17 protein-coding genes and 3 tRNA genes are annotated in these 24,670 nt (G+C 72.0%); 12 read left to right on the plus strand and 8 right to left on the minus strand.

All coding sequences use genetic code 11. The annotated features are described in order from the left end of the window. Nucleotides 1-546 precede the first annotated feature (546 nt). Both IAG42_RS24260 and IAG42_RS24265 read left to right on the plus strand, forming a co-directional pair. Nucleotides 547-1,416, plus strand: coding sequence for a sirohydrochlorin chelatase (locus tag IAG42_RS24260; protein ID WP_188339072.1), 870 nt, complete (start codon nt 547-549; stop codon nt 1,414-1,416). Between the two features lie 25 nt (nt 1,417-1,441). Further along, nucleotides 1,442-2,749, plus strand: coding sequence for a deoxyguanosinetriphosphate triphosphohydrolase (locus tag IAG42_RS24265; RefSeq protein ID WP_188339073.1), 1,308 nt, complete (start codon nt 1,442-1,444; stop codon nt 2,747-2,749). 10 nt (nt 2,750-2,759) lie between these two features. Here the strand turns inward: IAG42_RS24265 and IAG42_RS24270 are convergent, their stop codons facing one another. Further along, nucleotides 2,760-3,779 (minus strand): winged helix-turn-helix domain-containing protein, encoded by a 1,020-nt coding sequence (locus IAG42_RS24270; protein WP_188339074.1) that lies wholly within the window; start codon nt 3,777-3,779, stop codon nt 2,760-2,762. A 112-nt stretch (nt 3,780-3,891) separates the two neighbouring features. Here IAG42_RS24270 and IAG42_RS24275 point away from each other — a divergent pair, with 112 nt between their 5' ends. From IAG42_RS24275 to IAG42_RS24290, 4 genes are all read left to right on the plus strand, one after another. Then, nucleotides 3,892-4,671: a sulfite exporter TauE/SafE family protein gene (locus IAG42_RS24275; RefSeq protein ID WP_188339075.1), complete on the plus strand. Its 780-nt coding sequence runs from the start codon at nt 3,892-3,894 to the stop codon at nt 4,669-4,671. A 181-nt stretch (nt 4,672-4,852) separates the two neighbouring features. Further along, a complete protein-coding gene (locus tag IAG42_RS24280) occupies nt 4,853-6,118 on the plus strand; it encodes an NAD(P)/FAD-dependent oxidoreductase (RefSeq protein ID WP_188339076.1) in 1,266 nt (421 codons plus the stop codon). Nucleotides 6,119-6,163: 45 nt separating this feature from the next. After that, nucleotides 6,164-8,068, plus strand: coding sequence for a DNA primase (gene dnaG, locus IAG42_RS24285; protein ID WP_188339077.1), 1,905 nt, complete (start codon nt 6,164-6,166; stop codon nt 8,066-8,068). A 153-nt stretch (nt 8,069-8,221) separates the two neighbouring features. Further along, on the plus strand, nt 8,222-9,433 hold the full coding sequence (locus tag IAG42_RS24290; RefSeq protein ID WP_223206147.1) for an RNA polymerase sigma factor: 1,212 nt from the start codon (nt 8,222-8,224) through the stop codon (nt 9,431-9,433). A gap of 101 nt (nt 9,434-9,534) precedes the next feature. Here IAG42_RS24290 and IAG42_RS24295 read toward each other — a convergent pair whose 3' ends face one another. The 4 genes from IAG42_RS24295 to IAG42_RS24310 all read right to left on the minus strand — a co-directional run bounded on the left by IAG42_RS24295 (nt 9,535) and on the right by IAG42_RS24310 (nt 15,152). After that, a complete protein-coding gene (locus tag IAG42_RS24295; protein ID WP_188339079.1) occupies nt 9,535-11,463 on the minus strand; it encodes an ABC transporter ATP-binding protein in 1,929 nt (642 codons plus the stop codon). After that, entirely contained in the window at nt 11,463-13,202 is a 1,740-nt protein-coding gene (locus IAG42_RS24300; protein ID WP_188339080.1) for an ABC transporter ATP-binding protein, read from the minus strand. Before IAG42_RS24300 ends, IAG42_RS24295 begins: the two co-directional genes overlap by 1 nt. A 171-nt stretch (nt 13,203-13,373) precedes the next feature. Beyond that, complete coding sequence (locus tag IAG42_RS24305) at nt 13,374-14,804, minus strand: FGGY family carbohydrate kinase (RefSeq protein WP_188339081.1); 1,431 nt, start codon at nt 14,802-14,804, stop codon at nt 13,374-13,376. Between the two features lie 45 nt (nt 14,805-14,849). After that, entirely contained in the window at nt 14,850-15,152 is a 303-nt protein-coding gene (locus IAG42_RS24310; protein ID WP_188339082.1) for a YtxH domain-containing protein, read from the minus strand. 145 nt (nt 15,153-15,297) lie between these two features. Between IAG42_RS24310 and IAG42_RS24315 the strand changes: the two genes are divergently transcribed. The 3 genes from IAG42_RS24315 (at nt 15,298) to IAG42_RS24325 (ending at nt 15,702) form a co-directional block, all read left to right on the plus strand. Further along, nucleotides 15,298-15,370, plus strand: a tRNA-Asn gene (locus tag IAG42_RS24315). Between the two features lie 5 nt (nt 15,371-15,375). Further along, nucleotides 15,376-15,448: transfer RNA gene (locus IAG42_RS24320), tRNA-Asn, on the plus strand. A 177-nt stretch (nt 15,449-15,625) separates the two neighbouring features. Next, nucleotides 15,626-15,702 (plus strand) — tRNA-Ile (locus tag IAG42_RS24325). A 136-nt stretch (nt 15,703-15,838) separates the two neighbouring features. On the opposite strand, the gene IAG42_RS24330 is transcribed toward IAG42_RS24325, so the two are convergent. After that, nucleotides 15,839-18,517, minus strand: a complete 2,679-nt coding sequence (locus IAG42_RS24330; RefSeq protein WP_223206434.1) for a SpoIIE family protein phosphatase — start codon at nt 18,515-18,517, stop codon at nt 15,839-15,841. Nucleotides 18,518-18,767: 250 nt separating this feature from the next. Here IAG42_RS24330 and htpX point away from each other — a divergent pair, with 250 nt between their 5' ends. From htpX to IAG42_RS24345, 3 genes are all read left to right on the plus strand, one after another. Further along, the gene (gene htpX / locus IAG42_RS24335) at nt 18,768-19,667 is read left to right on the plus strand and encodes a zinc metalloprotease HtpX (RefSeq protein WP_188339083.1); all 900 of its coding nucleotides are present in this window, start codon (nt 18,768-18,770) and stop codon (nt 19,665-19,667) included. A 24-nt stretch (nt 19,668-19,691) separates the two neighbouring features. Beyond that, nucleotides 19,692-20,261 carry a PspA-associated protein PspAB gene (gene pspAB / locus IAG42_RS24340; protein WP_188339084.1) on the plus strand — a complete coding sequence of 190 codons (570 nt, stop codon included), beginning with the start codon at nt 19,692-19,694 and terminating at the stop codon, nt 20,259-20,261. A gap of 168 nt (nt 20,262-20,429) precedes the next feature. Further along, nucleotides 20,430-21,311, plus strand: coding sequence for a calcium-binding protein (locus IAG42_RS24345; protein ID WP_188339085.1), 882 nt, complete (start codon nt 20,430-20,432; stop codon nt 21,309-21,311). Between the two features lie 70 nt (nt 21,312-21,381). Here the strand turns inward: IAG42_RS24345 and galU are convergent, their stop codons facing one another. Beyond that, nucleotides 21,382-22,281 (minus strand): UTP--glucose-1-phosphate uridylyltransferase GalU, encoded by a 900-nt coding sequence (gene galU, locus IAG42_RS24350; RefSeq protein WP_188339086.1) that lies wholly within the window; start codon nt 22,279-22,281, stop codon nt 21,382-21,384. A gap of 65 nt (nt 22,282-22,346) precedes the next feature. After that, nucleotides 22,347-24,653, minus strand: a complete 2,307-nt coding sequence (locus IAG42_RS24355; protein ID WP_188339087.1) for a bifunctional glycosyltransferase/CDP-glycerol:glycerophosphate glycerophosphotransferase — start codon at nt 24,651-24,653, stop codon at nt 22,347-22,349. Nucleotides 24,654-24,670 lie beyond the last annotated feature (17 nt).

The following is a 24,670-nucleotide window of genomic DNA, read 5'->3' on the forward strand; positions in this document are numbered from 1 at the left end:
CTCTCCTCAGTCGAGGCGACGGTACTTCCCTGTCACCGACCCAGACGCCCCACCTCCGGAGAAGGTTTCGCCGCACGGCGGGCGGGAGCAGGACCGGGCAGGTGCGCCCCGTCAGGGGCGCGGGGAACTGCGCGAGAAGCCCCACGGGGCGGCGGCCGGGGACGATGGCGAGCACACCACGGCGGTGGGCCGGGTGGACGGGCGGGAGCAGGACCGGGCAGGTGCGCCCTGTCAGGGGCGCGGGGAACTGCGCGAGAAGCCCCACGGGGCGGCGGCCGGGGACGATGGCGAGCACACCACGGCGGTGGGCCGGGTGGACGGGCGGGAGCAGGGCCGGGCAGGTGCGCCCCGTCAGGGGCGCGGGGAACTGCGCGAGAAGCCCCACCGGGCGGCGGCCGGGAAGAGAGCGGCCGCACCACGGCGGGACCGGGGCCGCCCCGGGCAGAGGCCCCGCTCACCGATCCCCCCGCCGCACAGTGAACCCGCGGCAACCACTCGTCACCGCCCCGCAACAACACGGCAACCCCCACCCGGCACGATCACTCCATGACGGACGAGTTCGCAAGCACGGGCACGACCAGCACGGCAGGACTCCTCACCATGATCAGTGACCAGCTCGGCGATCAGCTCAGCCACGTCTCCCTGCGGAGCCGCAAGAAGGCGCCCGCCCTCGTCCTCGTGGCCCACGGCAGCCGGGACCCCCGCGCCCTCGCCACGGTGACCGCCCTGACCCACCGCATCCGGGAACTCCGCCCCGCCCTCCCCGTCCACCTGGGTCACATAGAACTCAACGAGCCCCTGCTCACCGACACCCTCACCGCACTCCGCCCCGGCCGAGCCGTCCTCGTCCCGCTCCTCCTCTCCCGCGGCCACCACGTCAAGCACGACATCCCCGGCGCGGCCGGCGCCGCGGAGCACCTCCGTACCCGCGTCGCCGCCCCCCTCGGCCCGCACCCCCTCCTCGTCGACGCCCTGCACGACCGCCTGACCGAGGCCGGCTGGCCGGCGCAGCAGTCCGAGCGGGCCCGCCGCCGCTCCGGCGTCGTGCTCGCCGCCGCCGGGTCCCGCGACCCCGACGCCGCCGTCGACATCCGCCGCACCGCCGACCTGCTCGCCCACCGCCTCGGCGTCCCCGTCGTCCCGGCCCACCCGGGCTCGGCCGAGGCCCAGGACGTGCCGGCGGCGGTCCGCGCCCTCGCCGCCCGCGGCAGGACCCGTACGGCGGTCGCCGCGTACTTCACGGCCCCGGGCCGGTTCGCCGCCCAGGCCGCGGCCGCCGCGCCCGGCATCGCGGCGGCCCCGCTCGGCACCCACCCGGCCCTCGCCCGCCTGGTCCTGCACCGCTACGACACCGCCCTGACGGGCGCCGCGCAGAACGCCCCGCACACCGCTCTGCCCGATCTGGCGACCGCCTGACAGTGGTGCCGTCTACTGTCGCCCCATGGAACGCAGCGACAAGAACGGCCTGGACGACACCGGTTACGACCCCGCCGCGGCCGAGCGCTGGGCCCCCGAGCCCGACAAGCGCCCCGGCCGCACCGCGTTCCAGCGGGACCGCGCCCGCGTCCTGCACTCCGCCGCGCTGCGCCGTCTCGCCGGCAAGACCCAGGTCGTCACCCCCGGCACCAGGAGCCGGCACTGGGACGCCAGCCCCCGCACCCGCCTCACCCACTCCCTGGAGTGCGCCCAGGTCGGCCGGGAGCTCGGCGCGGCGCTCGGCTGCGACCCCGACCTCGTCGAGACGGCCTGCCTCTCGCACGACCTCGGCCACCCGCCCTTCGGGCACAACGGGGAACAGGCGCTCAACGAGATCGCCGAGGACTGCGGCGGCTTCGAGGGCAACGCCCAGTCGTTGCGCCTGCTCACCCGCATCGAACCCAAGCGCTTCGTGCACGCCCCCGGCACCGGCGAACTCGTCAGCGTGGGACTCAACCTGACCCGCGCCGCCCTCGACGCCGCCACCAAGTACCCGTGGCCGCGCGGCGCCCACCCCAGCGACCCCGGCTCGCCCAAGTTCGGGGTGTACGAGGACGACCGGCCGGTCTTCGACTGGGTGCGCCAGGCCGCGCCCGGCCGGCGCACCTGTTTCGAGGCCCAGGTCATGGACTGGTCCGACGACGTCGCGTACTCGGTGCACGACCTGGAGGACGGCCTGCACGCGGGCCACCTCGACCCGAACGTGCTGCACGCCGAGCCCGAGCGCGCCGACGTCTTCGCGGTCGCCGTCGGGCGCTACGTGCCGGCGGACACCGACCCGGCCGAGCTGGCCGCCGCCCTCGACCGGCTCCTCGACCAGGAGTGGTGGCCGCACGGCTACGACGGCACCGCCATCGCGCAGGCCCGCCTCAAGGACGCCACCAGCCAGCTCATCGGCCGCTTCTGCCTCGCCGCCGAGGGCGCCACCCGGGCCCGGTACGGCTCGGGCCGCCTCACCCGCTACGGCGCCGAACTGGTCGTCCCGCGCGAGGCCCGCATGGAGTGCGCCGTCCTCAAGGCCGTCGCCGACCGCTATGTGATGCAGCGCCCCCAGCAGGAGGCGCTCCGCGCCGACCAGCGCGTCGTCGTCGCCGAACTGGCCGAGGCCCTCACCGCCCGCGCCCCCGACGGCCTGGACCCCCAGTTCCGCGCCCTGTTCGACGAGGCCCCCGACGACCGGGCCCGCAAGCGCGTCGTGGTCGACCAGATCGCCTCCCTCACGGACGCCACGGCCCGCTCCCTCCACGCCTCCCTCACGGCGCCCCGCTCCTGAACCCTCCCGCTCACCGGCCCCCGCCGGCCACGTCCTCGCCGACCCGTCCCCCGTTCATGACCGCGTCCCCGAGGGGCGTCCGCCGGTGCAGCACCGTGTTGCCGCGCCGCTCCGACGTGACCAGACCCGCCTCGCGCAGCACCGTCGCGTGGCGGCTCGCCGTCGAGGCCGTCAGCCGGAGCAGCTCCGCCAACTGGCCCGTCGTCCGCGGATGTTCCAGCGCGTCCAGGACCAGGGCCCGTGTCGGGCCGATCAGTTGGGAGACCGGTGGCGGCGCCGAGCCGTGGGCGCGGGTGCGGGCGAGCCAGCCGGGGGCCGGACCCAGCGGATGGACCAGCACCGGGTCGAGCGCGTCGTCGGCCAGCACGACCGGCGCCACCACACAGAAGAACCCCGGCACGATCGTCAGCGGCCGCCCGCCCAGCGGCAGCCGCCGCGCCACCGGGTACGCGGCGACCAGCGCCCCCGCGTCCAACGCCACCGACGGCCCGTAACTCTCCAGGAGCCCGGCCGCGCCCCCGCGCAGCGCCGCGTCCGCCCGCACGGCGCGGTCGTCGGCGACCGCGCCCCGCATCGCCGGGAGATACGGCTCGACCGCGACCGCGTGGTACGCCCGCAGCGCCCGCCCGAGCCGCTCCAGCGCCGCCACGTCCCCCTCGGCGAGCCGCCGCACCCCCGGCGGCACCGGCCCGTGCGCGTACACCTCGGACAGTTCCGCCGACAGCCGGCGCCGCGGCGTGCTCAGCACCGCCTCGATCCCCTCCGCCAGACCGCCGCCGCCCTGGCCGGGCGTGAGGAAGTCCGGGAAGTACGCGGCCCACGGCGACAGCCGGGTCAGCGCCGCCGTCACCTCCGTGAGCCCGCTCCGCGCCAGCGCCGCCCGCACCTCGCGCCGCCACGGGTCGAACACCACGGCCGCCTGACGGTTCTGCAGCAGATGCAGACTCAGCACGATCTCCCACAGCGGATCGGTGTCCGGCGCGACCCGCAGCCGCGCCAGATCCTCCCCCGTGACCTCGATGCGCAGCATCGCCCAGGATCCCCCCGCTCCCTTTGCGTTGTGGACGAATTACCCCACAACTCCCCGCCATTACCGCACGGTTGGGCCCGGGGAAGCACGGGGGACACGGGGATATCGGGGGATGGCCGTGGACGCGGTGGACTGGTGCGCGCTGCTCGCGGTGGCGCTCGCGGCGGGATGGCTGGACGCGGTGGTCGGCGGCGGGGGCCTGGTGCAGGTGCCGGCCCTGATGGTGCTGCTGCCCACCGCCCCGATGGCGACGCTGCTCGGCACGAACAAGCTGGTGGCGATCACCGGCACCTCGTCCGCGGCCCTGACGTACGCGAGACGCGTGGGCCTGGGCGGCACGGGCACCGTCCGCGCGGCCCTGATCGGCGTCCCGACCTCCTTGCTGGGCGCGATGACGGCCGCGTACCTGCCCGAGGGCGTGTTCCTGCCCGCCGTCCTGGTGACGCTGCTCGCCGTCGGCGTCTGGGGCCTGTTCGGCGCGGGCGCCGCGCAGGGCCGCGCCCCGGACGGGCCGGGGGAGCGGCCCCGCAGGCCGGGGCGCCGCGCCCTGACCGCCGTCGCCGTCATCGGCTACTACAGCGGGGCCATCGGCTCCGGCACCGGCGTCCTCCTCGTCGCCCTGTTCACCGCCACCCTCGGCACCGGCTTCCTCAAGGGCTCGGCCACCGCCAAGGCGGTCTCCGTCGGCACCGACCTCGGCGCCCTCGTCCTGTTCGCCTCCCTCGGCCACGTGCTGTGGGCGACCGGCGCCGCGATGGCCCTCGCCAACATCACCGGCGGCGCCATCGGAGCCCGTACGGCCATCCGCGGGGGCGCCGGATTCGTGCGCGCCGCGCTGCTCTGCACGGTGGTCGCCCTCGTCACGAAGCTCGCACTCGACCACTGGGCGTGACGGTCCGGCGGACCACGCCGAAACCGCTCCAAAGGAAAAATCGGAGAAAACCGCTGAAAAACGGAGAGAAAGGTGCTGTGATCGGGCCGCGCCCCCTTCCCGCATCACGCTCCGTGCGGGACGCTCGCATATGACGGCACGGCTTGACGGGCTTGACGGCTTGGCAACGAGGAGGAATCACGTGGTCGACGCGGACCAGACGTTCGTCATCGTCGGAGGAGGACTCGCCGGCGCGAAGGCCGCCGAGACGCTCCGCTCGGAGGGCTTCACCGGCCGGGTCATCCTGATCGGTGACGAACGGGACCACCCGTACGAACGCCCACCCCTGTCCAAGGGCTACCTCCAGGGCAAGGAGGAGCGCGACAGCGTCTTCGTCCACGAACCGGCCTGGTACGCGAGCAACGACATCGAGCTCCACCTCGGCCAGACGGTCACCGCCATCGACCGCACCGCCAAGACCGTGCAGCTCGGCGAGGGCACCGCCGTGCGCTACGACAAGCTGCTGCTCGCCACCGGCGCAGAGCCCCGCCGCCTCGACATCCCCGGCACCCACCTCGCCGGCGTCCACCATCTGCGCCGGCTCTCCCACGCCGAGCGCCTCAAGCACGTCCTCGCCTCCCTCGGCCGGGACAACGGGCACCTGGTGATCGCCGGCGCCGGCTGGATCGGCCTGGAGGTCGCCGCCGCCGCCCGCCAGTACGGCGCCGAGGTCACGATCGTCGAGCCGGAGGCCACCCCGCTGCACGCGGTCCTCGGCCCCGAGCTCGGCCAGATCTTCACCGAACTGCACAGCGACCACGGCGTCCGCTTCCACTTCGGCGCCCGGCTCACCGAGATCAGCGGCCAGGACGGCATGGTCCTCGCCGCCCTCACCGACGACGGCGAGGAGCACCCCGCGCACGACGTGCTCGCCGCCATCGGTGCCGCCCCGCGCACCGCCCTCGCCGAGGCCGCGGGACTGGAGATGGCGCCGCGCGAGCACGGCGGCGGCATCGCCGTCGACATCGCCCTGCGCACCTCCGACCCCGACATCCACGCCGCGGGCGACGTCGCCGCCGTCCAGCACCCCCTGTTCGACACCCGGCTCCGCGTCGAGCACTGGGCCAACGCGCTCAACGGCGGGCCCGCCGCCGCCCGCGCCATGATGGGCAAGGACGTCGTCTACGACCGGGTGCCGTACTTCTTCTCCGACCAGTACGACCTCGGCCTGGAGTACTCGGGCTGGGCGCCCCCGGGCTCGTACGACCAGGTCGTGCTGCGCGGCGACGCGGGCAAGCGCGAGTTCATCGCCTTCTGGCTCAAGGACGGCCGCGTCCTCGCGGGGATGAACGTGAATGTGTGGGACGTCACGGAGCAGATCCAGAAACTGATCCGCACCGGCGTCCGGCCCGGCGCCGAGCGCCTCGGCGACCCGTCCGTGCCGCTGGCCACCCTGCTGGAGGAGTGAGACCGGCGTCCCTGAGTCACCCTCCCGTGCCCGTAGAATTCACGCGTGGCAGGCAGGATCAATGACGAGGACGTGAAAGCGGTTCGGGACGCGGTCCCGATCGACGCCGTCGTGTCCGAGTACCTGCAACTGCGCAACGCGGGCGGCGGCAACCTGAAGGGCCTGTGCCCCTTCCACGACGAGAAGTCACCGTCCTTCCAGGTCAGTCCGAGCAAGGGGTTCTTCCACTGCTTCGGCTGCCAGGAAGGCGGCGACACCATCACGTTCGTGATGAAGATCGACCACCTCACCTTCTCCGAGGCGGTCGAGCGCCTGGCCGGCCAGGCCGGCATCACGCTGCGCTACGAAGAAGGCGGCTACAACCCCTCCCACCAGCGCGGCGAGCGGATCCGCCTGGTCGAGGCGCACAAGATCGCCGCACAGTTCTACGTGGACCAGCTGGAGTCCCCGGAAGCCGAGATCGGGCGGAAGTTCCTCGCCGAGCGCGGCTTCGACCAGGCCGCGGCCGCCCACTTCGGCGTCGGCTACAGCCCGGCCGGCTGGGACCACCTCACCCGCTTCCTGCGCGGCAAGGGCTTCACCGACAAGGAGCTCACCCTCTCCGGCCTCTCCCAGGAGGGCCGCCGCGGCCCCATCGACCGATTCCGCGGCCGCCTCATGTGGCCCATCCGCGACATCGGCGGCGAGGTCGTCGGCTTCGGCGCCCGCCGCCTGCGCGAGGACGACAACGGGCCGAAGTACCTGAACACGCCCGAGACCCCCATCTACAAGAAGTCCCAGGTCCTCTACGGCATCGACCTCGCCAAGAAGGAGATCGCCAAGTCCTCCCGCGCGGTCGTCGTCGAGGGCTACACGGACGTCATGGCCTGCCACCTCGCCGGGGTGACCACCGCCATCGCCACCTGCGGCACCGCCTTCGGCGGCGACCACATCAAGATCCTCCGACGGCTCCTCATGGACAACGGGTCGGCGCGCGTCATCTTCACCTTCGACGGCGACGCCGCGGGCCAGAAGGCCGCCCTGCGCGCCTTCGAGGACGACCAGAAGTTCGCCGCCGAGACCTACATCGCCATCGCGCCGGACAACATGGACCCGTGCGACCTGCGCCTCGTCAAGGGCGACGAAGCGGTCGCCGACCTGGTCGAACCCCGCACCCCCCTCTTCGAGTTCGCGCTGCGCCAGATCGTGAGCCGCTACGACCTGGAGACCCCCGCCGGGCGCGCCGCCGCGCTCGACGAGGCCGCGCCCGTCGTCGCCCGGATCAAGAACAGCGCCTCCCAGCACGAGGTCGCCGTCCAGCTCGCCGGGATGCTCGGCATCCTCGACACCCAGTTCGTCGTCAAGCGCGTCGCCCAGCTCGCCCGCTGGGCCCGCGACCGCGGCGGCAAGGGCCCCGCCCCGGCCCGCGGCGGCGCCCCGTCCATGGCCGCGGCCGCGCCCGCCACCCCCGGCTTCGGCGGCCCCGCCCTCACTCTGCGCAACCCCGTCTACGCCACCGAGCGCGAACTCCTCAAGCTCGCCCTCCAGCACCCGCACCTCGTCTCCCCGGCCTTCGACGCGTACGGCATCGACGAGTTCACCGCCGCGCCCTACGCGGCCGTGCGCCAGGCCGTCCTGGAGGCGGGCGGCGCCGAGCAGGGCGTCCAGGACCCGCAGGCCTATCTCGTCGCCGTCCGTGAGGCCGCGCCCGACGACGCCGTGCGCGCCATGGTCACCGAGCTCGCCGTCGAGGCCATCCACCGCAAGACCGTCGACGAGGCCTACGCGGGCGAGCAGCTCGTGTGGGTCCGCCGCCGCGCCGTCGACCGCCGCATCCGCGACGTCCAGGGCACCCTCACCCGCCTCGGCAACGGCGGCGACCCGGCGCAACTGGCCGCGGTGCAGAACGAGTTGTGGGTGCTCCAGCAGTACGGCCAGGCCCTGCGGGAGCGCGGCGCCGAAGCGCTGTAGCCGGGCCGCGCACCGACGCGCCGTTTGGCGGCGGGCCCCGCGGGGAAGACCGGCCGAACCTACAGCTCGGTAACCGTCCGGTCACGCACCGGACTCAAAAAGTCATCGCACACCCCTCGTGGCGGGACTGTGTCGTACCCCACACTGAGTCCGGTGCCTGAGTCCCCGGAGCGCGGCCGGAGCACGGACGACGCTCCCTCCGCCGCACGCCTCAGCAGCGATCACCTGGAGGTCGCCCCCGTGCAGACCCAGACCCTCACCCCGAGCGAGAGCACAGCGCAGGCCGAACCACCCGCCGCCCCGGCGGACGACGTGCTCCCCGCGGTGCCCGCGCAGAGCCGCTCCGCGCACCACCCCGAGGCGGCCGGCGCCGGGGCCCCGCAGGACGAGCCAGGCGAGACCGTGCCGTCCGATGCGCCCGAGCCGCTGCGCGCCGCCCGCGCCGAAACCGGCGGACCCTCGTCCGACCTGTTCCGCCAGTACCTGCGCGAGATCGGCCGCATCCCGCTGCTGAGCGCCGCCGAGGAGGTCGAGCTCGCCCGCCGCGTCGAAGCCGGACTGTTCGCCGAGGAACGCCTCACCTCGGGCGCCGACCTCGACTCCGGGCTCGCCCTGGACCTCGACCGGCTGGTCGTCATGGGCCGCATGGCCAAGCGCCGCCTCATCGAGTCCAACCTGCGCCTGGTCGTCTCCGTCGCCAAGCGCTACGTCGGCCGCGGCCTGACCATGCTCGACCTCGTCCAGGAGGGGAACCTGGGCCTCATCCGCGCCGTCGAGAAGTTCGACTACGCCCGGGGCTACAAGTTCTCGACGTACGCCACCTGGTGGATCCGCCAGGCCATGAGCCGTGCCCTCGCCGACCAGGCCCGCACCATCCGTGTCCCCGTCCACGTCGTCGAGCTCATCAACCGCGTGGTCCGCGTCCAGCGCCGGATGCTCCAGGAGCGCGGCTACGAGCCCACGCCCGAAGAGGTCGCCGCCCACCTCGACCTGCCGCACGAACGCGTCAGCGAGGTGCTCCGGCTCGCCCAGGAACCGGTCTCGCTGCACGCCCCGGTCGGCGAGGAGGACGACGTCGCGCTCGGCGACCTCATCGAGGACGGCGACGCGGCGAGCCCCGTCGAGTCCGCCGCGTTCCTCCTGCTCCGCGAACACCTCGAAGCGGTCCTCTCCACCCTCGGCGAACGCGAACGCAAGGTGGTCCAGCTCCGCTACGGCCTGGCCGACGGCCGCCCCCGCACCCTGGAGGAGATAGGCCGCATCTTCGGCGTCACCCGCGAACGCATCCGCCAGATCGAGTCCAAGACCCTCAACAAGCTGAGGGACCACGCCTTCGCGGACCAGCTGCGGGGCTACCTGGATTGATGGAGGCGCCCCGAAGGGGCATGCCTCCAGGGGCGCGGGGAACTGCGCGACCAGCCACGACGGACCGGTGGCCGACAGTTCCCCGCAACCCGCGACGGCGCCTAGTCGACCTCGGCGACAGCCTGCGCGAACTGAGCTTCGTACAGCCGCTGGTACGCCCCGCCCGCGGAGACGAGGTCCTCGTGCGAGCCCTGCTCCACGATCGACCCGTTCTCCATGACCAGAATCGTGTCGGCGTCGCGGATCGTCGAGAGACGGTGCGCGATGACGAACGAGGTCCGCCCCGAGGCGAGCCGCGCCATGGCCTTCTGGATGAGCACCTCGGTGCGGGTGTCGACGGAGGAGGTCGCCTCGTCGAGCACGAGGATCACAGGGTCGGACAGGAACGCCCGGGCGATCGTGATGAGCTGCTTCTCGCCCGCGCTGACCCCCGTCCCCTCGTCGTCGATCACCGTGTCGTACCCGTCGGGCAGCGTCCGGATGAACCGGTCCGCGTGCGCGGCCCGCGCCGCCCGCTCGACGTCCTCCCGGGTGACCTCCTTCGCCGCGCCGTACGCGATGTTGTCCGCGATCGTCCCGCCGAACAGCCACGTGTCCTGGAGCACCATGCCGATCCCGGCCCGCAGCTCGTCCCGGGACATCTCCGCGATGTCGACCCCGTCGAGCGTGATCCGTCCGCCGGTGACGTCGTAGAACCGCAGCAGCAGATTGACCAGCGTCGTCTTGCCCGCACCCGTCGGCCCCACGATGGCGACCGTGTGCCCGGGCTCCGCCGTCAGCGACAGGTCCTCGATGAGCGGCCGGTCCGGGTCGTAACGGAAGGCGACGTGCTCGAACTCGACGTGCCCGCGCAGCCGTTCCGGCTTCCGCGGGGTCCGCGGGTCCGGCGACTGCTCCTCGGCGTCGAGCAGTTCGAAGATCCGCTCGGCGGAGGCGACGCCCGACTGCACCAGGTTCGCCATCGACGCGACCTGCGTCAGCGGCATCGAGAACTGGCGCGAGTACTGGATGAACGCCTGCACGTCACCGATGGACAGCGAACCGGACGCCACCCGCAGACCGCCGACCACGGCCACGAGCACATAGTTCAGGTTCGACACGAAGAACATCAGCGGCTGCATGATCCCGCTGTTGAACTGCGCCTTGAACGAGGCCTCGTACAGCGCCTCGTTCTGCTCGGCGAACTGCTCCGCCGACTCCTTCTGCCGGCCGAACACCTTCACCAGCGTGTGGCCCGTGTACATCTCCTCGATGTGCGCGTTCAGCACACCCGTGGTCTTCCACTGCTGCACGAACTGCGGCTGCGACCGCTTGCCGACCTTCGCCGCGACGACCACCGAGAGCGGCACCGTCACCAGCGCGACCAGCGCGAGCAGCCACGAGATCCAGAACATCATCACCAGCACGCCGACGATGGTCAGCAGCGAGTTGAGCATCTGCCCCATCGTCTGCTGGAGCGTCTGCCCGATGTTGTCGATGTCGTTCGTCGCCCGGCTCAGCACCTCGCCGCGCTTCTGCTTGTCGTAGTACGACAGCGGCAGCCGCTGCAGCTTGGCCTGCATGTCGCCGCGCAGCCTGGCCACCGCCAGGTTGATCGCGCGGTTGGCGAGCCGCGTGCCGATCATCATCGAGAAGCCGGCCACCGCGAACACGGCGAGCGCGAGCAGCAGCACCTCCCCGATCGCGTCGAAGTCGACGCCCTGGCCGGGGGTGAAGTCGACGCCGCCGAGCATGTCGGCCATGCCGGTGTCACCCTTGGCCCGCAGGCCCTCGATGACCTGCTCCTTGGTCGCCCCGGGCTTCATCTGCCCGCCGACGATCCCGCCGAACAGCAGGTCGGTGGCGTGCCCGAGGATCTTCGGCCCGACGACCGAGAGCCCCACGCTGATCACCACCGCGACCAGCACCCCGGCCACCGCCGCCCGGTGCTCCGCCAGCCGCTTGAGGAGCCGCTTCCCGGACCCCTTGAAGTCCATCGACCGCGAACCGGGCCCACCGGCCGCCATCCGCGCCGCCATCGGCCCACTCATCAGGCCGCCTCCGCTTCCGTCAGCTGGGAGAGCACGATCTCCCGGTAGGTCTCGTTGTCGGCCATCAGCTCGTGGTGGCGCCCGCTGCCGACGACGCGGCCCTCGTCGAGGACGACGATGCGGTCGGCGTCACGGATCGTGGAGACCCGCTGCGCGACGATCACCACCGTCGACTCGGCCGTCTCGTCGCCCAGCGCGCGGCGCAGCGCCGCGTCCGTCGCGTAGTCGAGCGCGGAGAACGAGTCGTCGAAGAGGTAGATCTCCGGCCGCTGCACGAGCGTGCGCGCGATCGCGAGCCGCTGCCGCTGGCCACCCGACACGTTCGTGCCGCCCTGGGTGATCGGCGCGTTCAGGCCGCCCTCCAGCGCCGCCACGAACTCCCGGGCCTGCGCCACGCCGAGCGCGTGCCACAGCTCCTCGTCGGTCGCGTCCGGCCGCCCGTAGCGCAGGTTGGACGCCACCGTCCCGGAGAACAGGTACGGCTTCTGCGGTACGAGGCCCACGGTGCGGGCCATCAGCTCGGGGTCGATCTCCCGCACGTCCTCGCCGTCCACGAGCACGGCACCGGAAGTGGTGTCGTACAGGCGGGGCACGAGGCCGAGCAGCGTCGACTTGCCGCTGCCGGTCGAGCCGATGATCGCGGTGGTCTCGCCGGGCCGGGCGACCAGGTCGACGGCGCGCAGCACGGGCTCCTCGGCGCCCGGGTAGCCGAAGTCGGCGCCCCGGATCTCCAGATGGCCGCGCTGGAGCAGCTCCCGCACCGAGGTCTCGGGCGCCGGCGGCACCACGCTGGACTCGGTGGCGAGGACCTCCTGGATGCGCTCGGCGCACACCTCGGCGCGCGGCACCTGCATGAACATGAAGGTGGCCATCATGACGCTCATCACGATCTGCATGAGGTACGCGAGGAACGCGGTCAGGTCGCCGATCTGCATGCCGCCGCTGTTGATCCGGTGGGCGCCGAACCAGACGACGGCGATCGAGGCGACGTTCACGATCGTCATGACGAACGGGAACATCAGCGCCATGATCCGGCCGGTGGCCAGCGAGGTCTCCGTCAGATCCCAGTTGGCCTCGCCGAACCGGCCCTTCTCGAAGTCGTCGCGGACGAAGGCGCGGATCACCCGGTTGCCGGTGATCTGCTCGCGCAGCACCCGGTTCACCGTGTCCAGCTTGACCTGCATGGAGCGGAACAGCGGCCGCATCCTGCGGATGATCAGCGTGAGGACGATCGCCATCACGGGCAGCACGGCCAGCAGCACGCCGGACAGCGGCACGTCGAGGCCGAGCGCCATGACGACACCGCCGACGCACATGATCGGCGCCGACACCATCAGCGTGAACGCGAGCAGCACCAGCATCTGGACCTGCTGCACGTCGTTCGTCGTACGGGTGATCAGCGACGGCGCGCCGAACTGGCCGACCTCGCGGGCCGAGAAGGACTGCACCCGGTCGAAGACGGCGGCCCGCACGTCACGGCCGAGCGCCGCCGAGGTCCGGGCGCCGTAGAACACGGCGCCCGTGTTGCACACGACCTGGACGACGGTGACGCCGAGCATCAGGGCGCCGAAGGTCAGGATGTAGCCGGTGTCGCCCTCGACGACACCGTTGTCGATGATGTCCGCGTTCAGGGTGGGCAGGTACAGCGAGGCGCAGGTCTGCAGGAACTGCAGCAGCACCAGCAGCCCGATGGGTTTCTTGTACGGGCTCAGGTGGGCCCGCAGAAGTCTTATGAGCACGCTCGGTCTCTCGGTGGTCGGCGATCAGGAGTGTGAGCGGTTGGGGAGTGGGGAGGTGCGCCGCCGCCGCAACGGTGACGCATGGACCCCTATCGTCGGACACTCCACCCGCGTTACCTCAACCGAATAAGCCAAGAGCGTTCAAAGACCGCCCGCGGGACGGCGTCCGGGCTACGCGAAGGCGCCCGGGTGGATCTGCTCGCGCACCGCCCGGTACTGCTGCCGCACCGCCTGCCCCACGGCCAGCTCCTCGCCCGGCTCGAAGACCTGCGCGGCCGCGCCCTGCCACAGCGGCAGCTGCCCGGTCAGCGCCCACGCGGCCTGCCGCGCGGCGCCGAGCGCCGCGTAGTCCGCGGGCTGCGGCACCACGACCTGCGTGCCGAACAGCATCGGGGCGACGGCCTGCACCGCGTGCAGCTCGGCGGCGGCGCCGAGCAGGAACACCCGGCGGATGTCGACGCCTCGCCCGCGCAGCACGTCCATCGCGTCGGCGAGCCCGCACAGCATGCCCTCGAACGCGGCCCGCGCCAGGTGCTCCGGCTTCATCGACTCGCGCCGCAGCCCGCTCAGAGTGCCCGCGGTGTGCGGCAGGTTCGGCGTCTTCTCGCCCTCCAGATACGGCAGGAGGACCAGCCCGTGGGCGCCCGGCGTGGACTTCACGGCCAGCTCGGACAGCTCCTCCGGGCCGCCGTCGAGCCCGAGCATCTCGGCGGTGCCGCGCAGCGCCCGTACCGCGTTGAGCGTGTGGACGACCGGCAGGTGCATGCCGGTGGCGTCGGCGAGCGAGGTGATGGCGCCGCTCGGGTCGACGAGCGCCTCGTGGTGCACGGCCATCACGGACCCGGACGCGCCGAGCGACACCACGGCGTCCCCGGTCTGCACGCCGAGGCCGAACGCGGCGGCCATGGTCTCCCCGGTGCCGGCCGAGATGATCAGGCCCTCGGGAGTGGTGCCCGCGGCGTCGCCGGGACCGAGCACCTCCGGAAGCATCGCCTGCTGCCCGAGGGCGAGTTCCACGAGGTCGGGCCGCCAGGAACCGGTGGCCGCCGACCAGTAGCCGGTGCCGGACGCGCCGCCGCGGTCGGTCGTACGGCGTGCCGGACGCCCGAGCAGCTGCCAGACGAGCCAGTCGTGGGCCTGCATGAGCGCGGCCACGCGCTGCGCGTTCTCCGGCTCGGTGCGGGCCAGCCAGCGCAGCTTCGTCACGGGCTGCGCCGACTGGGGGACGCTGCCGACGGCCTGCGCCCACGCCTCGCGCGAGCCGAGCCGGTCGACGAGGTCGGCGGCCGCGACCTGGGCCCGCTTGTCGTTGCCGACCAGGGCCGGGCGCACCGTGTTGCCCTGGTGGTCCAGCGGGACCAGCGCGTTGGCCTGCGCGGACACGCCGATCGCCTGCACGCCTTCGAGGAGCCCTCCGCCGGCCGCCTCGCCGAGCGAGAGCAGCCAGGCCTGGGGGTCGACGTCCGTGGGGCGTCCGCCGCCCTCCACCGGTTCCAGCGGATGGGGGGCGTACCCCTGCCGCAGTACGGCCCCGGTGTCGGAGTCACAGACCACAATGCGCGTGAAATCGGGCGAACTGTCCAGCCCGGCGACTATCCCCATGACGGAAATTCTGCCGTACCGCGCGGCCGTCCGGGACCGCGCCCGTCAGGTGTTGCTGGTGCCCCAGTCGTCGTCCTCGGCGCCCGCGCCGCGCTCGCGCAGCGAACGCACCCGGCCGGCCACGGAGTCGGGCACCTTGCCGCCGACCTTCTCGGTGACGGAGTGCAGGGCCTTGCCCGCGTACTGGCGGGTCTGCTGGGCGCCCGCCTCCGCCGTGTTCCGCACGGCCGGGTTCTGGGCGACCGAGCGGGCCGCCTTCTTCAGCTTCTCGTACTGGTCGCGTCCGGCCCGCGTCCCCAGTACGTAACCCAGGGCCAGACCGGCGAAGAATGTGAGCCGGTAGCGCATGAGGGGCCACCCTTTCCGTAGCTCGGTGATCACCGGGGGGAACCGATTGGCGGAGCACCCCCCTGCTTGCGCTAATGTATGTGTCGCAGCGAGCGCACGCCGCCTGGCACTAGCCCAGGGGGACGCGTTCGAGGCGACGAGACATTCCCCTGTAGCTCAATTGGCAGAGCAGCCGGCTGTTAACCGGCAGGTTACTGGTTCGAGTCCAGTCGGGGGAGCTCGATCTCCTGTAGCTCAATTGGCAGAGCAGCCGGCTGTTAACCGGCAGGTTACTGGTTCGAGTCCAGTCGGGAGAGCTGTCGGACAAGCCCTTCGGAGTTCACTTCGGAGGGCTTTTTCGTGCCTGGTGGAACCGCGTGCGCCGCACCGGAGTCCTCATGGTCGTGCAGAGCCGAACCATCCGAGGCAGGAGATCGTATGAGCGGCTATGCTGCGGCAGACGGCGCGTACACATGTACGCGCCACGCCGTGTAGGGGCGGTAGCTCAGCCGGTTAGAGCAGCGGACTCATAATCCGTCGGCCGTGGGTTCGAGTCCCACCCGCCCCACCAAAGAAAAACGTTCTGAGCTGCGTGAACGCGCGGCTCGGGCGTGTTCGGGCTCGGGGGTGTGACACCGTGAAGATGCTTCCACGGCGACCCCGCGGCTCTCACATGTGACGCGCCCCACATCACACCGAAGGCGCTCTCATTCGCCCCATTGGTCGAGCAGCGCGTCCGCCAGGTCGGTGTCGGGTTCCGTGGCGCCGAGGGCCTGTTCGGTCCAGATGATCTTTCCGCGGGTCGTGTAGCGGGTGCCCCAGCGGCGGGCGAACTGGGCGACCAGGAACAGTCCGCGGCCGCCCTCGTCGGTGGTCTTCGCGCGCCGCAGGTGCGGCGAGGTGCTGGAGCCGTCCGCGACCTCGCAGATCAGATGGTTCCGGTCGTGCAGCAGACGCAGCCGGATGGGCTGGCTGCCGTACCGGATCGAGTTGGTGACCAGCTCGCTGATGATCAGTTCGGTGGTGAAGCCGATCTCGTCCAGGCCCCAGGCCTCCAGCTGACGGGCCGCCTCGCCCCGGACCGTGGCGACCGCCGCCGGGTCGGAGGGGACGTCCCACTCGGCGACCCGCATCGGGTCGAGGAGGCGGGTGCGGGCGACGAGCAGCGCCACGTCGTCGCGCGGGCGCTCCGACAGCAGCGCGTCGACCACCGCCCGGCAGATCTCCTCCGGCCCCCGGTCCGGGTGCCCCTCCAGCGTCGTGCGCAGCAGCTCGAGGCCGGTGTCGAGATCGCGGCCCCGGTCCTCGACGAGGCCGTCCGTGTACAGCACCAGCCGGGAGTCGGCGGGCAGTTGCAGCTCGGCCGTCTCGAACGGCGTGGTGGCGCCCAGACCCAGCGGCGGCGAGACGGGCAGCTCCGGGAACGTGACGGTGCCGTCCGGGTGGACCAGGGCCGGGCCCAGGTGCCCGGCCGTCGCGACGGCGGCGCGTCCGGTGCTCGGGTCGTAGATGGCGTACAGACAGGTGGCGCCGGTGACCGCCGGTCCGTCCTGGTCGGCGACCGTGCGGTCGCTGTCGATGTGGGCGACCAGCTCGTCCAGGTGCCCGAGCAGCTCGTCGGGGGACAGGTCCAGGGCGGAGAAGTTGTGCACCGCCGTGCGCAGCCGGCCCATGGTGGCGGCGGCGTGCAGACCGTGCCCGACCACGTCGCCGACGACCAGCGCCACCCGCGCGCCGGGCAGCGGAATGATGTCGAACCAGTCGCCGCCCACCCCGTCGCGGGCCGGCAGATAGCGGTGGGCCACCTCCAGGGCCGACTGCTCGGGCAGGGCGCGGGGCAGCAGGCTGCGCTGGAGGGTGACGGCCATGCCGTGCTCGCGGGTGTAGCGGCGGGCGTTGTCGATCGCCAGCGCCGCCCGCGCCGCCAGCTCCTCCGCGGCCGACAGGTCGTCGCGCTCGAACGGCTCGTGCTCCGAACGCCAGAAGTCCGCCATGCCGAGGACCACGCCGCGGGCCCGCAGCGGCACCGAGATCAGGGAACGGATGCCGTAGTCGAGAACCTGCCGCGCGCGCTCCGGATCCTGGGAGCGCCAGCACTCGGAGGCCGCCAGATCCGCCTCCAGGACCGCGCCGTCGTCCGCGATCGGGTGGTCGGGGGACAGGAAGTGGATCAGCTCCCCGACGGGGTAGAGCGGCGCGTCCTCGCTGATGCCGCGGAAGGCGGCGCGGCGCATCTGCAGAGGCGCCCCGGCCGGCTCCTCGCCCCGCAGCACCGGGTCGAGCAGCTCGACGGTGACGAAGTCCGCGAACCGGGGGACCGCCACCTCCGCCAGCTCCTCGGCGGTGCGGGTGACGTCCAGCGTCGTACCGATCCGCACCCCGGCGTCGTAGAGCAGCCGCAGCCGCTCCCGGGCCACCTCGGCCCGGCCCGCAAGCGCCCGCAGTTCGGTGGTGTCGCGCAGGGTCGCCACGGTCCCGGGGCCGCCGCCGTGCGGCTCGGTGGGCCGGATGTTCACCGCGAGCAGCCGGTCCCCGGCCGGGTGGACCTCGTCGGTGGCCGTGCGCCCCGAGCCCAGCAGCTCGGCCGTCTCCGGCTCCAGACCCAGCTCGTCGATCCGGTGCCCCTCCGCGTCCGCCGGCAGGCCGAGCAGGCGCCGCGCCTCGTCGTTGGCGAGCACCAGCAGCCCGTCGCCGCCGACGATCAGGACGCCCTCCCGCACCGCGTGCAGCACCGCGGCGTGATGCTCGTACATCCGTGTCATCTCCGCCGGGCCCAGGCCGTGGGTCTGGCGGCCCAGCCTGCGGCCCACGAGGCCCGCCCCGACCGTGGCGATGACCAGCGCGGCGGCGGCGGAGCCGAACAGGACCGGCAGATGCCGGCCCAGGGCGTCGTTCAGCGTCTCGATCTTGACCCCGCCGGACACGATGCCGACGACGGTGCCGTCGGCACGGGTGATGGGGACGGCGGAGACCACGGAGGGGCCCTGGCTGCCCGAGAAGGTCTCCGTGACGGTCTGCCCGGCCAGCACGTCCTCTATGACGTCCTTCGGCCCGATGACGTGCTTGCCGATCAGGGCCGGGTCGGGGTGGGTGAGGCGGGTCCCGGCCTTGTTCGACACGACGATGGCGTCGACTCCGGCGCCCTTGCGGGCCTCCTCCGTGAGCGGCTGCAGCACCGCCGTCGGGTGCGGGCTGTCGAGCGCCTGCACGATCCCGGGGGCGTGCGCGAAGGACTCGGCGGCGGCGAGCGACCGGTGGCGGGCGTCCTGCTCGGTGTCGTGCCGCACCTGCACCACCATCGCCACCACCGCGGCGGCCACCAGCAGCAGCACGGTCGCGACCTGGAGGAGGAACACCTGGCCGGCGACGGTGCGGGCGCTCAGCAGGGAGCCCAGGCGTCGCCCCGGCGACCGGTGCGGCGCCTTCCGCCGGTCTCCGGCCCGAGTCACGGCCCGGTTCCCGGATGCGGAACCTCACGCCGATGCATATCCATATGTTCCTCCATGTTCCCCGGCCTCGCCTCGGCGCCCGCCCGCCAGTGGGACGGCAGAGGGACAATTGTTCCCAAGAGGAGAGGGATCACTCCGCGGGGGATCACTCCGTGGAGGACCGCCCCGCCGTTCTCGGGAGGCCTCGATGGCACAGACCCGGTTCGCGCCCGACCGCGGGCTCACCTCACGCATGGTCGCCACGATGTTCTTCATCGGCCTGCTGTACGTGGTCGTGGTCGGCGTGCTCGTCGTGCTTCTCAAAGGGGCGTGGGCGTTCGTGCTCCTGTTCTCGGGCGCGCTGTTCATCGGCCAGTTCTGGTTCAGCGACCGCATCGCCGCCTTCAGCATGGGCGCGCGCGAGGTCACCCCGGAGCAGGCCCCCGAACTGCACGCCGCGGTCGACCGGCTCTGCGCGCTCGCCGACATGCCCAAGCCGCGCGTCGCCGTCGCCGACTCGGACGTACCCAACGCGTTCGCGACCGGGCGCAACCGGAAGAACGCGATGGTGTGCGCCACCACCGGACTGCTGCGCCGCCTGGAACCGGAGGAGCTGGAGGGGGTGCTCGCGCACGAGATGTCGCACGTCGCGCACCGCGACGTCGCCGTGATGACCATCGCCTCCTTCCTCGGCGTGCTGGCCGGCCTCATCACCCGCTCGGCGATCTGGAGCGGCTTCGGCCGCAGCAACCGCGACAGCAACACGGCGGTCGCCGTCCTGATCGTCACCGCCGTCAGCGCCGTCGTATACGCCATCAGCTTCCTGCTCACCCGGCTGCTGTCCCGCTACCGCGAGCTGTCCGCCGACCGGGCCGCGGCCCTGCTCACCGGCCGCCCCTCCGCCCTCGCCTCCGCGCTCACCAAGGTCACCGGGCAGATCGCCCGTATCCCGACCCGGGACCTGCGCAAGGCCGAGCCGTTCAACGCGTTCTTCTTCGCGCCCGCCTTCAGCAAGGAGAGCGCCGCCCGGCTGCTCGCCTCGCACCCCACCCTCGAACAGCGCCTCGACCAGCTGAGCCGGATCTCGGCCCAGCTCGGCCGCCCGTGACCCTCCGGAAGAACAGGACGCCGCATGGGATTCCTCGACGCCCTCCTCGGCCGGAGCAAGCCCGTCCGGCCCGACCTCGACCAGCTCTTCGCGCTGCCCTCGGCCGCCGTCACCCTCCAGGCCGCCGCCGGGCTGCTCCCCACCGGGGAGGGCTCGGTCTGCTTCGCGAGCGTGGAGGGCGGCGCCTTCGACCGGATCCAGGACGAGCTCGCCGAACTGCTCGACGGGCCCGTCGAGTTCACCGAGGACGGGCTCGGCTACACCTGGCTGCGCGTGCGCCACGCCCCGGACGACGTGGCCGGCCTGGTCAACGACCTCCACGCCGTCAACACCTCCCTGGAGGAAGGCGGCTTCGGGCCGCACCTGCTGTGCTCCCTGATCGCCTTCCGGGACCCGCGCGAGGCGCGCTCCGTGGCGCTCGTCTACCTCTACAAGCGCGGCACCTTCTACCCCTTCGCGCCCCGGCCCGGCCAGGCGCGGAAGCGGGACAACACGCTGGAGCTGGAGGTGCGGTCCGCGCTCGGCGACGACCTGCGTGTGGAGCCCGATCTGAGCCGCTGGTTCCCGGTCTGGGACGCCCCCGGACTGGCCTGAGAAATACGTCCGAACAAAAGTCTCGATGCGCACAACCGTTTGGGTCTGCCGCGGGTCTACACCGCGAGTCAACCGAAGGCTCACTCGAATCACACGGTTTCTTCACCCTCGCGGGTCGCAAGGGCCTGCGGGGCGCGAGGGCCGTACTTCTCAACTGGAGAAGCATTCATGCGCATTCGTGCCAGTCTGGTCGCTGCGACGATGTCCGGCGCCGCGGCTCTGACCGCCTTCGTCGTTCCCGCCGCACAGGCGGACGACGCCCCCTCCGCCCCGTCCGCCGCGGACGCCGTGGCGCCGCTGGTGGTCGGCGAGCAGAAGAGCACCTTCTCGGCGGCGGACGCCGGCGACATCAAGATCACCAAGGTCACCGTCAACGGCAACAAGGACGTCGTCGTCGGCGGCACCCTGGCCAAGTCGTTCAACATCTACGTCACCGCCACCAACCCCGAGGGCATCGAAGGCGTCCAGGCCTTCCTGTGGCACGGCACCGACCTCACGAGCGAGGACGGCATCGACGGCGCCATCATCCCGGACCAGCCCGAGGACATCTCGCGCGACTGCGAGTACTGGAGCGAGACGACGGCCACCTGCAAGGTGACCCTGACCGCCACGCCGGGCGTGGACCTCTACAAGAGCTCGCTCAACGGCAAGTGGAACGTGTACGCGGGCGCCGTGGGCAAGGACCTCGACGTCGCCGAGAGCGACGTCTACAAGAACCACTGGGTCAAGCGCGCCTCGCACTTCGCGTCGTTCAACGCCTCGCCCGAGCCGGTCGCCAAGGGCAAGCCGATCACGCTCTCCGGTGGCCTGAGCCGCATCAGCTGGACCTACCTCAAGTACTACGGCTACGCCGCCCAGCCGGTCCAGGTGCAGTTCAAGAAGGCCGGCAGCAGCAGCTACACCACGGTCAAGACCGTGAACAGCTCCTCCACCGGCCAGGTGAAGACCACCATCACGGCTTCCACCGACGGCACGTGGCGCCTGTACTACCCGGGCAACAGCGCGACGTCCACGGCGACGTCGTCCGCCGACTACGTCGACGTCCGCTGATCGCCTGAGCCGACGCGAACGGCCCGGAACCTCCTGGAGGTTCCGGGCCGTTCGTCTGTGCCGGGGGAGGTCAGCCCTGGAGCTCCTCGGCCACGTACGCGCTCAGCCAGGTCCGGAAGTCGGGGCCCAGGTCCTCGCGTTCGCAGGCGAGGCGCACGATCGCCTTGAGGTAGTCGCCGCGGTCGCCGGTGTCGTAGCGGCGTCCCTTGAAGACGACGCCGTGGACGGGGCCGCCGACCTTCTCGTCCGCGGCGAGCTGCTGGAGGGCGTCGGTGAGCTGGATCTCGCCGCCGCGGCCGGGCTCGGTCTTGCGCAGTATGTCGAAGACGTGGGGGTCCAGGACGTAGCGGCCGATGATCGCGTAGTTGGACGGGGCGTCGGCCGGTTCGGGCTTCTCCACGAGGTCGGTGACCTTCACGACGTCACCGTCGCCGGTGGGCTCGACCGCGGCGCAGCCGTAGAGGTGGATCTGGGACGGCTCGACCTCCATGAGGGCGATGACGCTGCCGCCGTGCCGTTCCTGGACCTCGACCATGCGGGCGAGGAGCGGGTCGCGGGGGTCGATGAGGTCGTCACCGAGCAGGACCGCGAAGGGCTCGTCGCCCACGTGCGGGGCGGCGCACAGGACGGCGTGGCCCAGGCCCTTGGGGTCGCCCTGGCGGACGTAGTGCATGGTGGCCAGGTCGCTGGACTCCTGGACCTTGGCCAGGCGGCCCGCGTCGCCCTTCTTCTGGAGGGCGGACTCCAGTTCGTAGTTGCGGTCGAAGTGGTCCTCGAGCGGGCGCTTGTTGCGGCCCGTGATCATGAGCACGTCGTCGAGACCCGCGGAGGCGGCCTCTTCGACCACGTACTGGATCGCCGGCTTGTCCACCACCGGGAGCATCTCCTTGGGAGTCGCCTTGGTGGCGGGCAGGAACCGGGTGCCGAGGCCCGCGGCCGGAATGACCGCTTTCGAGATCCGTGACGTCATGGTGGTGCGTTCCCCCGTTGCGTGTGATGCGTCGTGCGTCGTGCGTGTGGTCGGTCGGCGGTCGGTCAGGCGCCGACGAGGTCGGCGTCGCCCGCGGTGCCGCCCGTGGTCACGCCGGCCCGGTCGGTGGCCTGCGCGGGACGGGGCGCCGGGGTCCGCTCGGCGAGCGGCAGGACGGCCGGCGTCGCCTCCTGGTTCAGGAAGATGCGGCGCACGACGCGCTCGGCCGCGTGGCCGTCGTCGTACTGGACGAAGCGCTCGCGGAACGCCTGGCGCAGGGCCGCGGCCCGCTCGCCGTTCCAGGCGCCGCTGCGGAACACCTCGATCAGCTCGTCCTCGGAGGTCGCGGTCGCGCCGGGGGTCTGGCCGGGCTCCTGCGACAGGAGGTCGAAGTACACGCCGCGCGCCTTGCTGTAGACGTCCCAGTCGTCCACGTAGGACACGATCGGCCGGTCCAGGCAGGCGTAGTCGAACATGATCGACGAGTAGTCCGTGATCAGGACGTCGGAGGCCAGGCACAGGTCCTCGACGACCGGGTAGCGGGAGACGTCCTTGATCAGACCCCGCTCCTGGAGGGCGGCGAGCTGCGGGTCGGCGCCGTAGAAGTAGTGGGCGCGCACCAGCACGACGTGGTCCGGGCCGAGCTCACGGCACAGCCGCTCCAGGTCCAGACGGGGGATGAAGCCCTTCTGGTAGTCGCGGACCGTGGGGCAGTACAGGATCGCGGTCTGCCCGTCCTGGATGCCCAGTTCGGCGCGGATGCGGGCGACGTCTGCCGAAGTGGCCTGGAAGTAGACGTCGTTGCGCGGGTAGCCCGAGTCGATGTTCTCGAAGGCGCAGGGGTAGACGCGCTCCCAGATCTCCGTCGAGTGCTGGTTCGAGGAGAGGCTGAAGTCCCACTTGTCGACGCGCTCGAGCATCTTGTGGAAGCTCATGTTCTTCGCGGCGGCCGGGAAGCGCTGCTGGTCGATGCCCATCTGCTTGAGCGGCGTGCCGTGGTGCGTCTGCAGGTGGACCTGGCCGGGGCGCTTGACGATCTCGTTGGGGAAGTTGACGTTGTTGACGAGGTACTTGGCGCGGGCCATGACCTCCCAGTAGCGCGGGGAGCGGCTGACGACGTAGTCGACGCCCGCCGGCACGTTCTCCTCGTCGCCCGCGCGCACCACCCACACGCCGTGGACGTGCGGGGCCAGCTCCTTGGCCTTGTGGTAGATCGCCGCGGGGTTGCAGGCCACGCCGCGGTTCCAGTACGCGCTGTAGACCGCGAGGTTCTCGTCGATCGGGCGGCGCTGGTACATGCGGTACAGCTGGTCGTACGCCTTGCGGCCCAGCACGTTCTTGGTCTTCAGCGCGCGCTTGCGCAGCTTCGACTTGGTCGCGCCGGCCAGCTCGAAGGCCTGGTACGCCGGGTAGGAGCCGCGCTCCAGGAGCTCGAACCGTACGCCGGTCATGCCCTCGGGGCGGGTGAAGCCGGCCGGCTTGAAGCGGCGGTACTGCTGGGCGGAGCGCTTGAAGAAGGAGGCGCGGTCCGACGGCACGATGCGGTCCGGGCGGACCAGCGTGAAGAGGAAGTGGCTCACCATGCGCTCGAACATCAGGGCGCGCACGGGCTCCAGGTGCGGGCGCTCGTCGAGGAACGCGAAGAGCCGGGCGTACTGCTCGAAGATGCCGAAGTGCTTGCGGCCGGGGGTGCGCATCGAGTTGCCCTGGCGGCGCTGGCGGTACTCCACGCAGACCTGCTCCAGGCAGGCGATGCGCTCCGCGGTCAGCATGGTCTTGTAGACCATGAGAGCGTCCTCGTAGATGCCGTCGGTGAACGTGAACTCGTTGCCGACGTAGAACTCGCGGCGGTACACCCTGTTCCACACCACGGCGAACATCGTGAGGTACTCGGGGCGCTCCAGCGCCGTGAAGACGTCCTTGCCCGCGGCGGCGAGCATCTCGCCGGCGGCGCTGGCCTGCACCCGGTTCGTCCAGTACGTGCGGACGTGGTTGAGGAGCAGGATGTCCGGGTCGGCGGTGAGGTCGAGACGGTCGGCGACGGCCTGCAGGGCGCCCTCGGCCAGGGTGTCGTCGCTGTCCAGGAAGAAGATGTAGTCGCCGCGCGCCCGCAGCGCGCCGAGGTCGCGGGCCTTGCCGATGCCCTGGTTCTCGGTCAGGTGGACCGGTACGACGCGCTCGTCGCGGGCCGCGTACTCGTCGAGGATCCGGCCGCACGCGTCGGGGGAGGCGTCGTCGATCGCGACGATCTCGAAGTCCGTGAAGGACTGGTCGAGGATCGAGTCCAGGCAGGCACGCAGATATCCCTGAACCCGGTAGACCGGCACAACGAGGCTTATTCGAGGGGCGATCGCGTTCTCTGCGTGACTCATCTGGCTTCCCTGGTCGT

Source organism: Streptomyces xanthii, from assembly GCF_014621695.1.
Classification (GTDB): domain Bacteria; phylum Actinomycetota; class Actinomycetes; order Streptomycetales; family Streptomycetaceae; genus Streptomyces; species Streptomyces xanthii.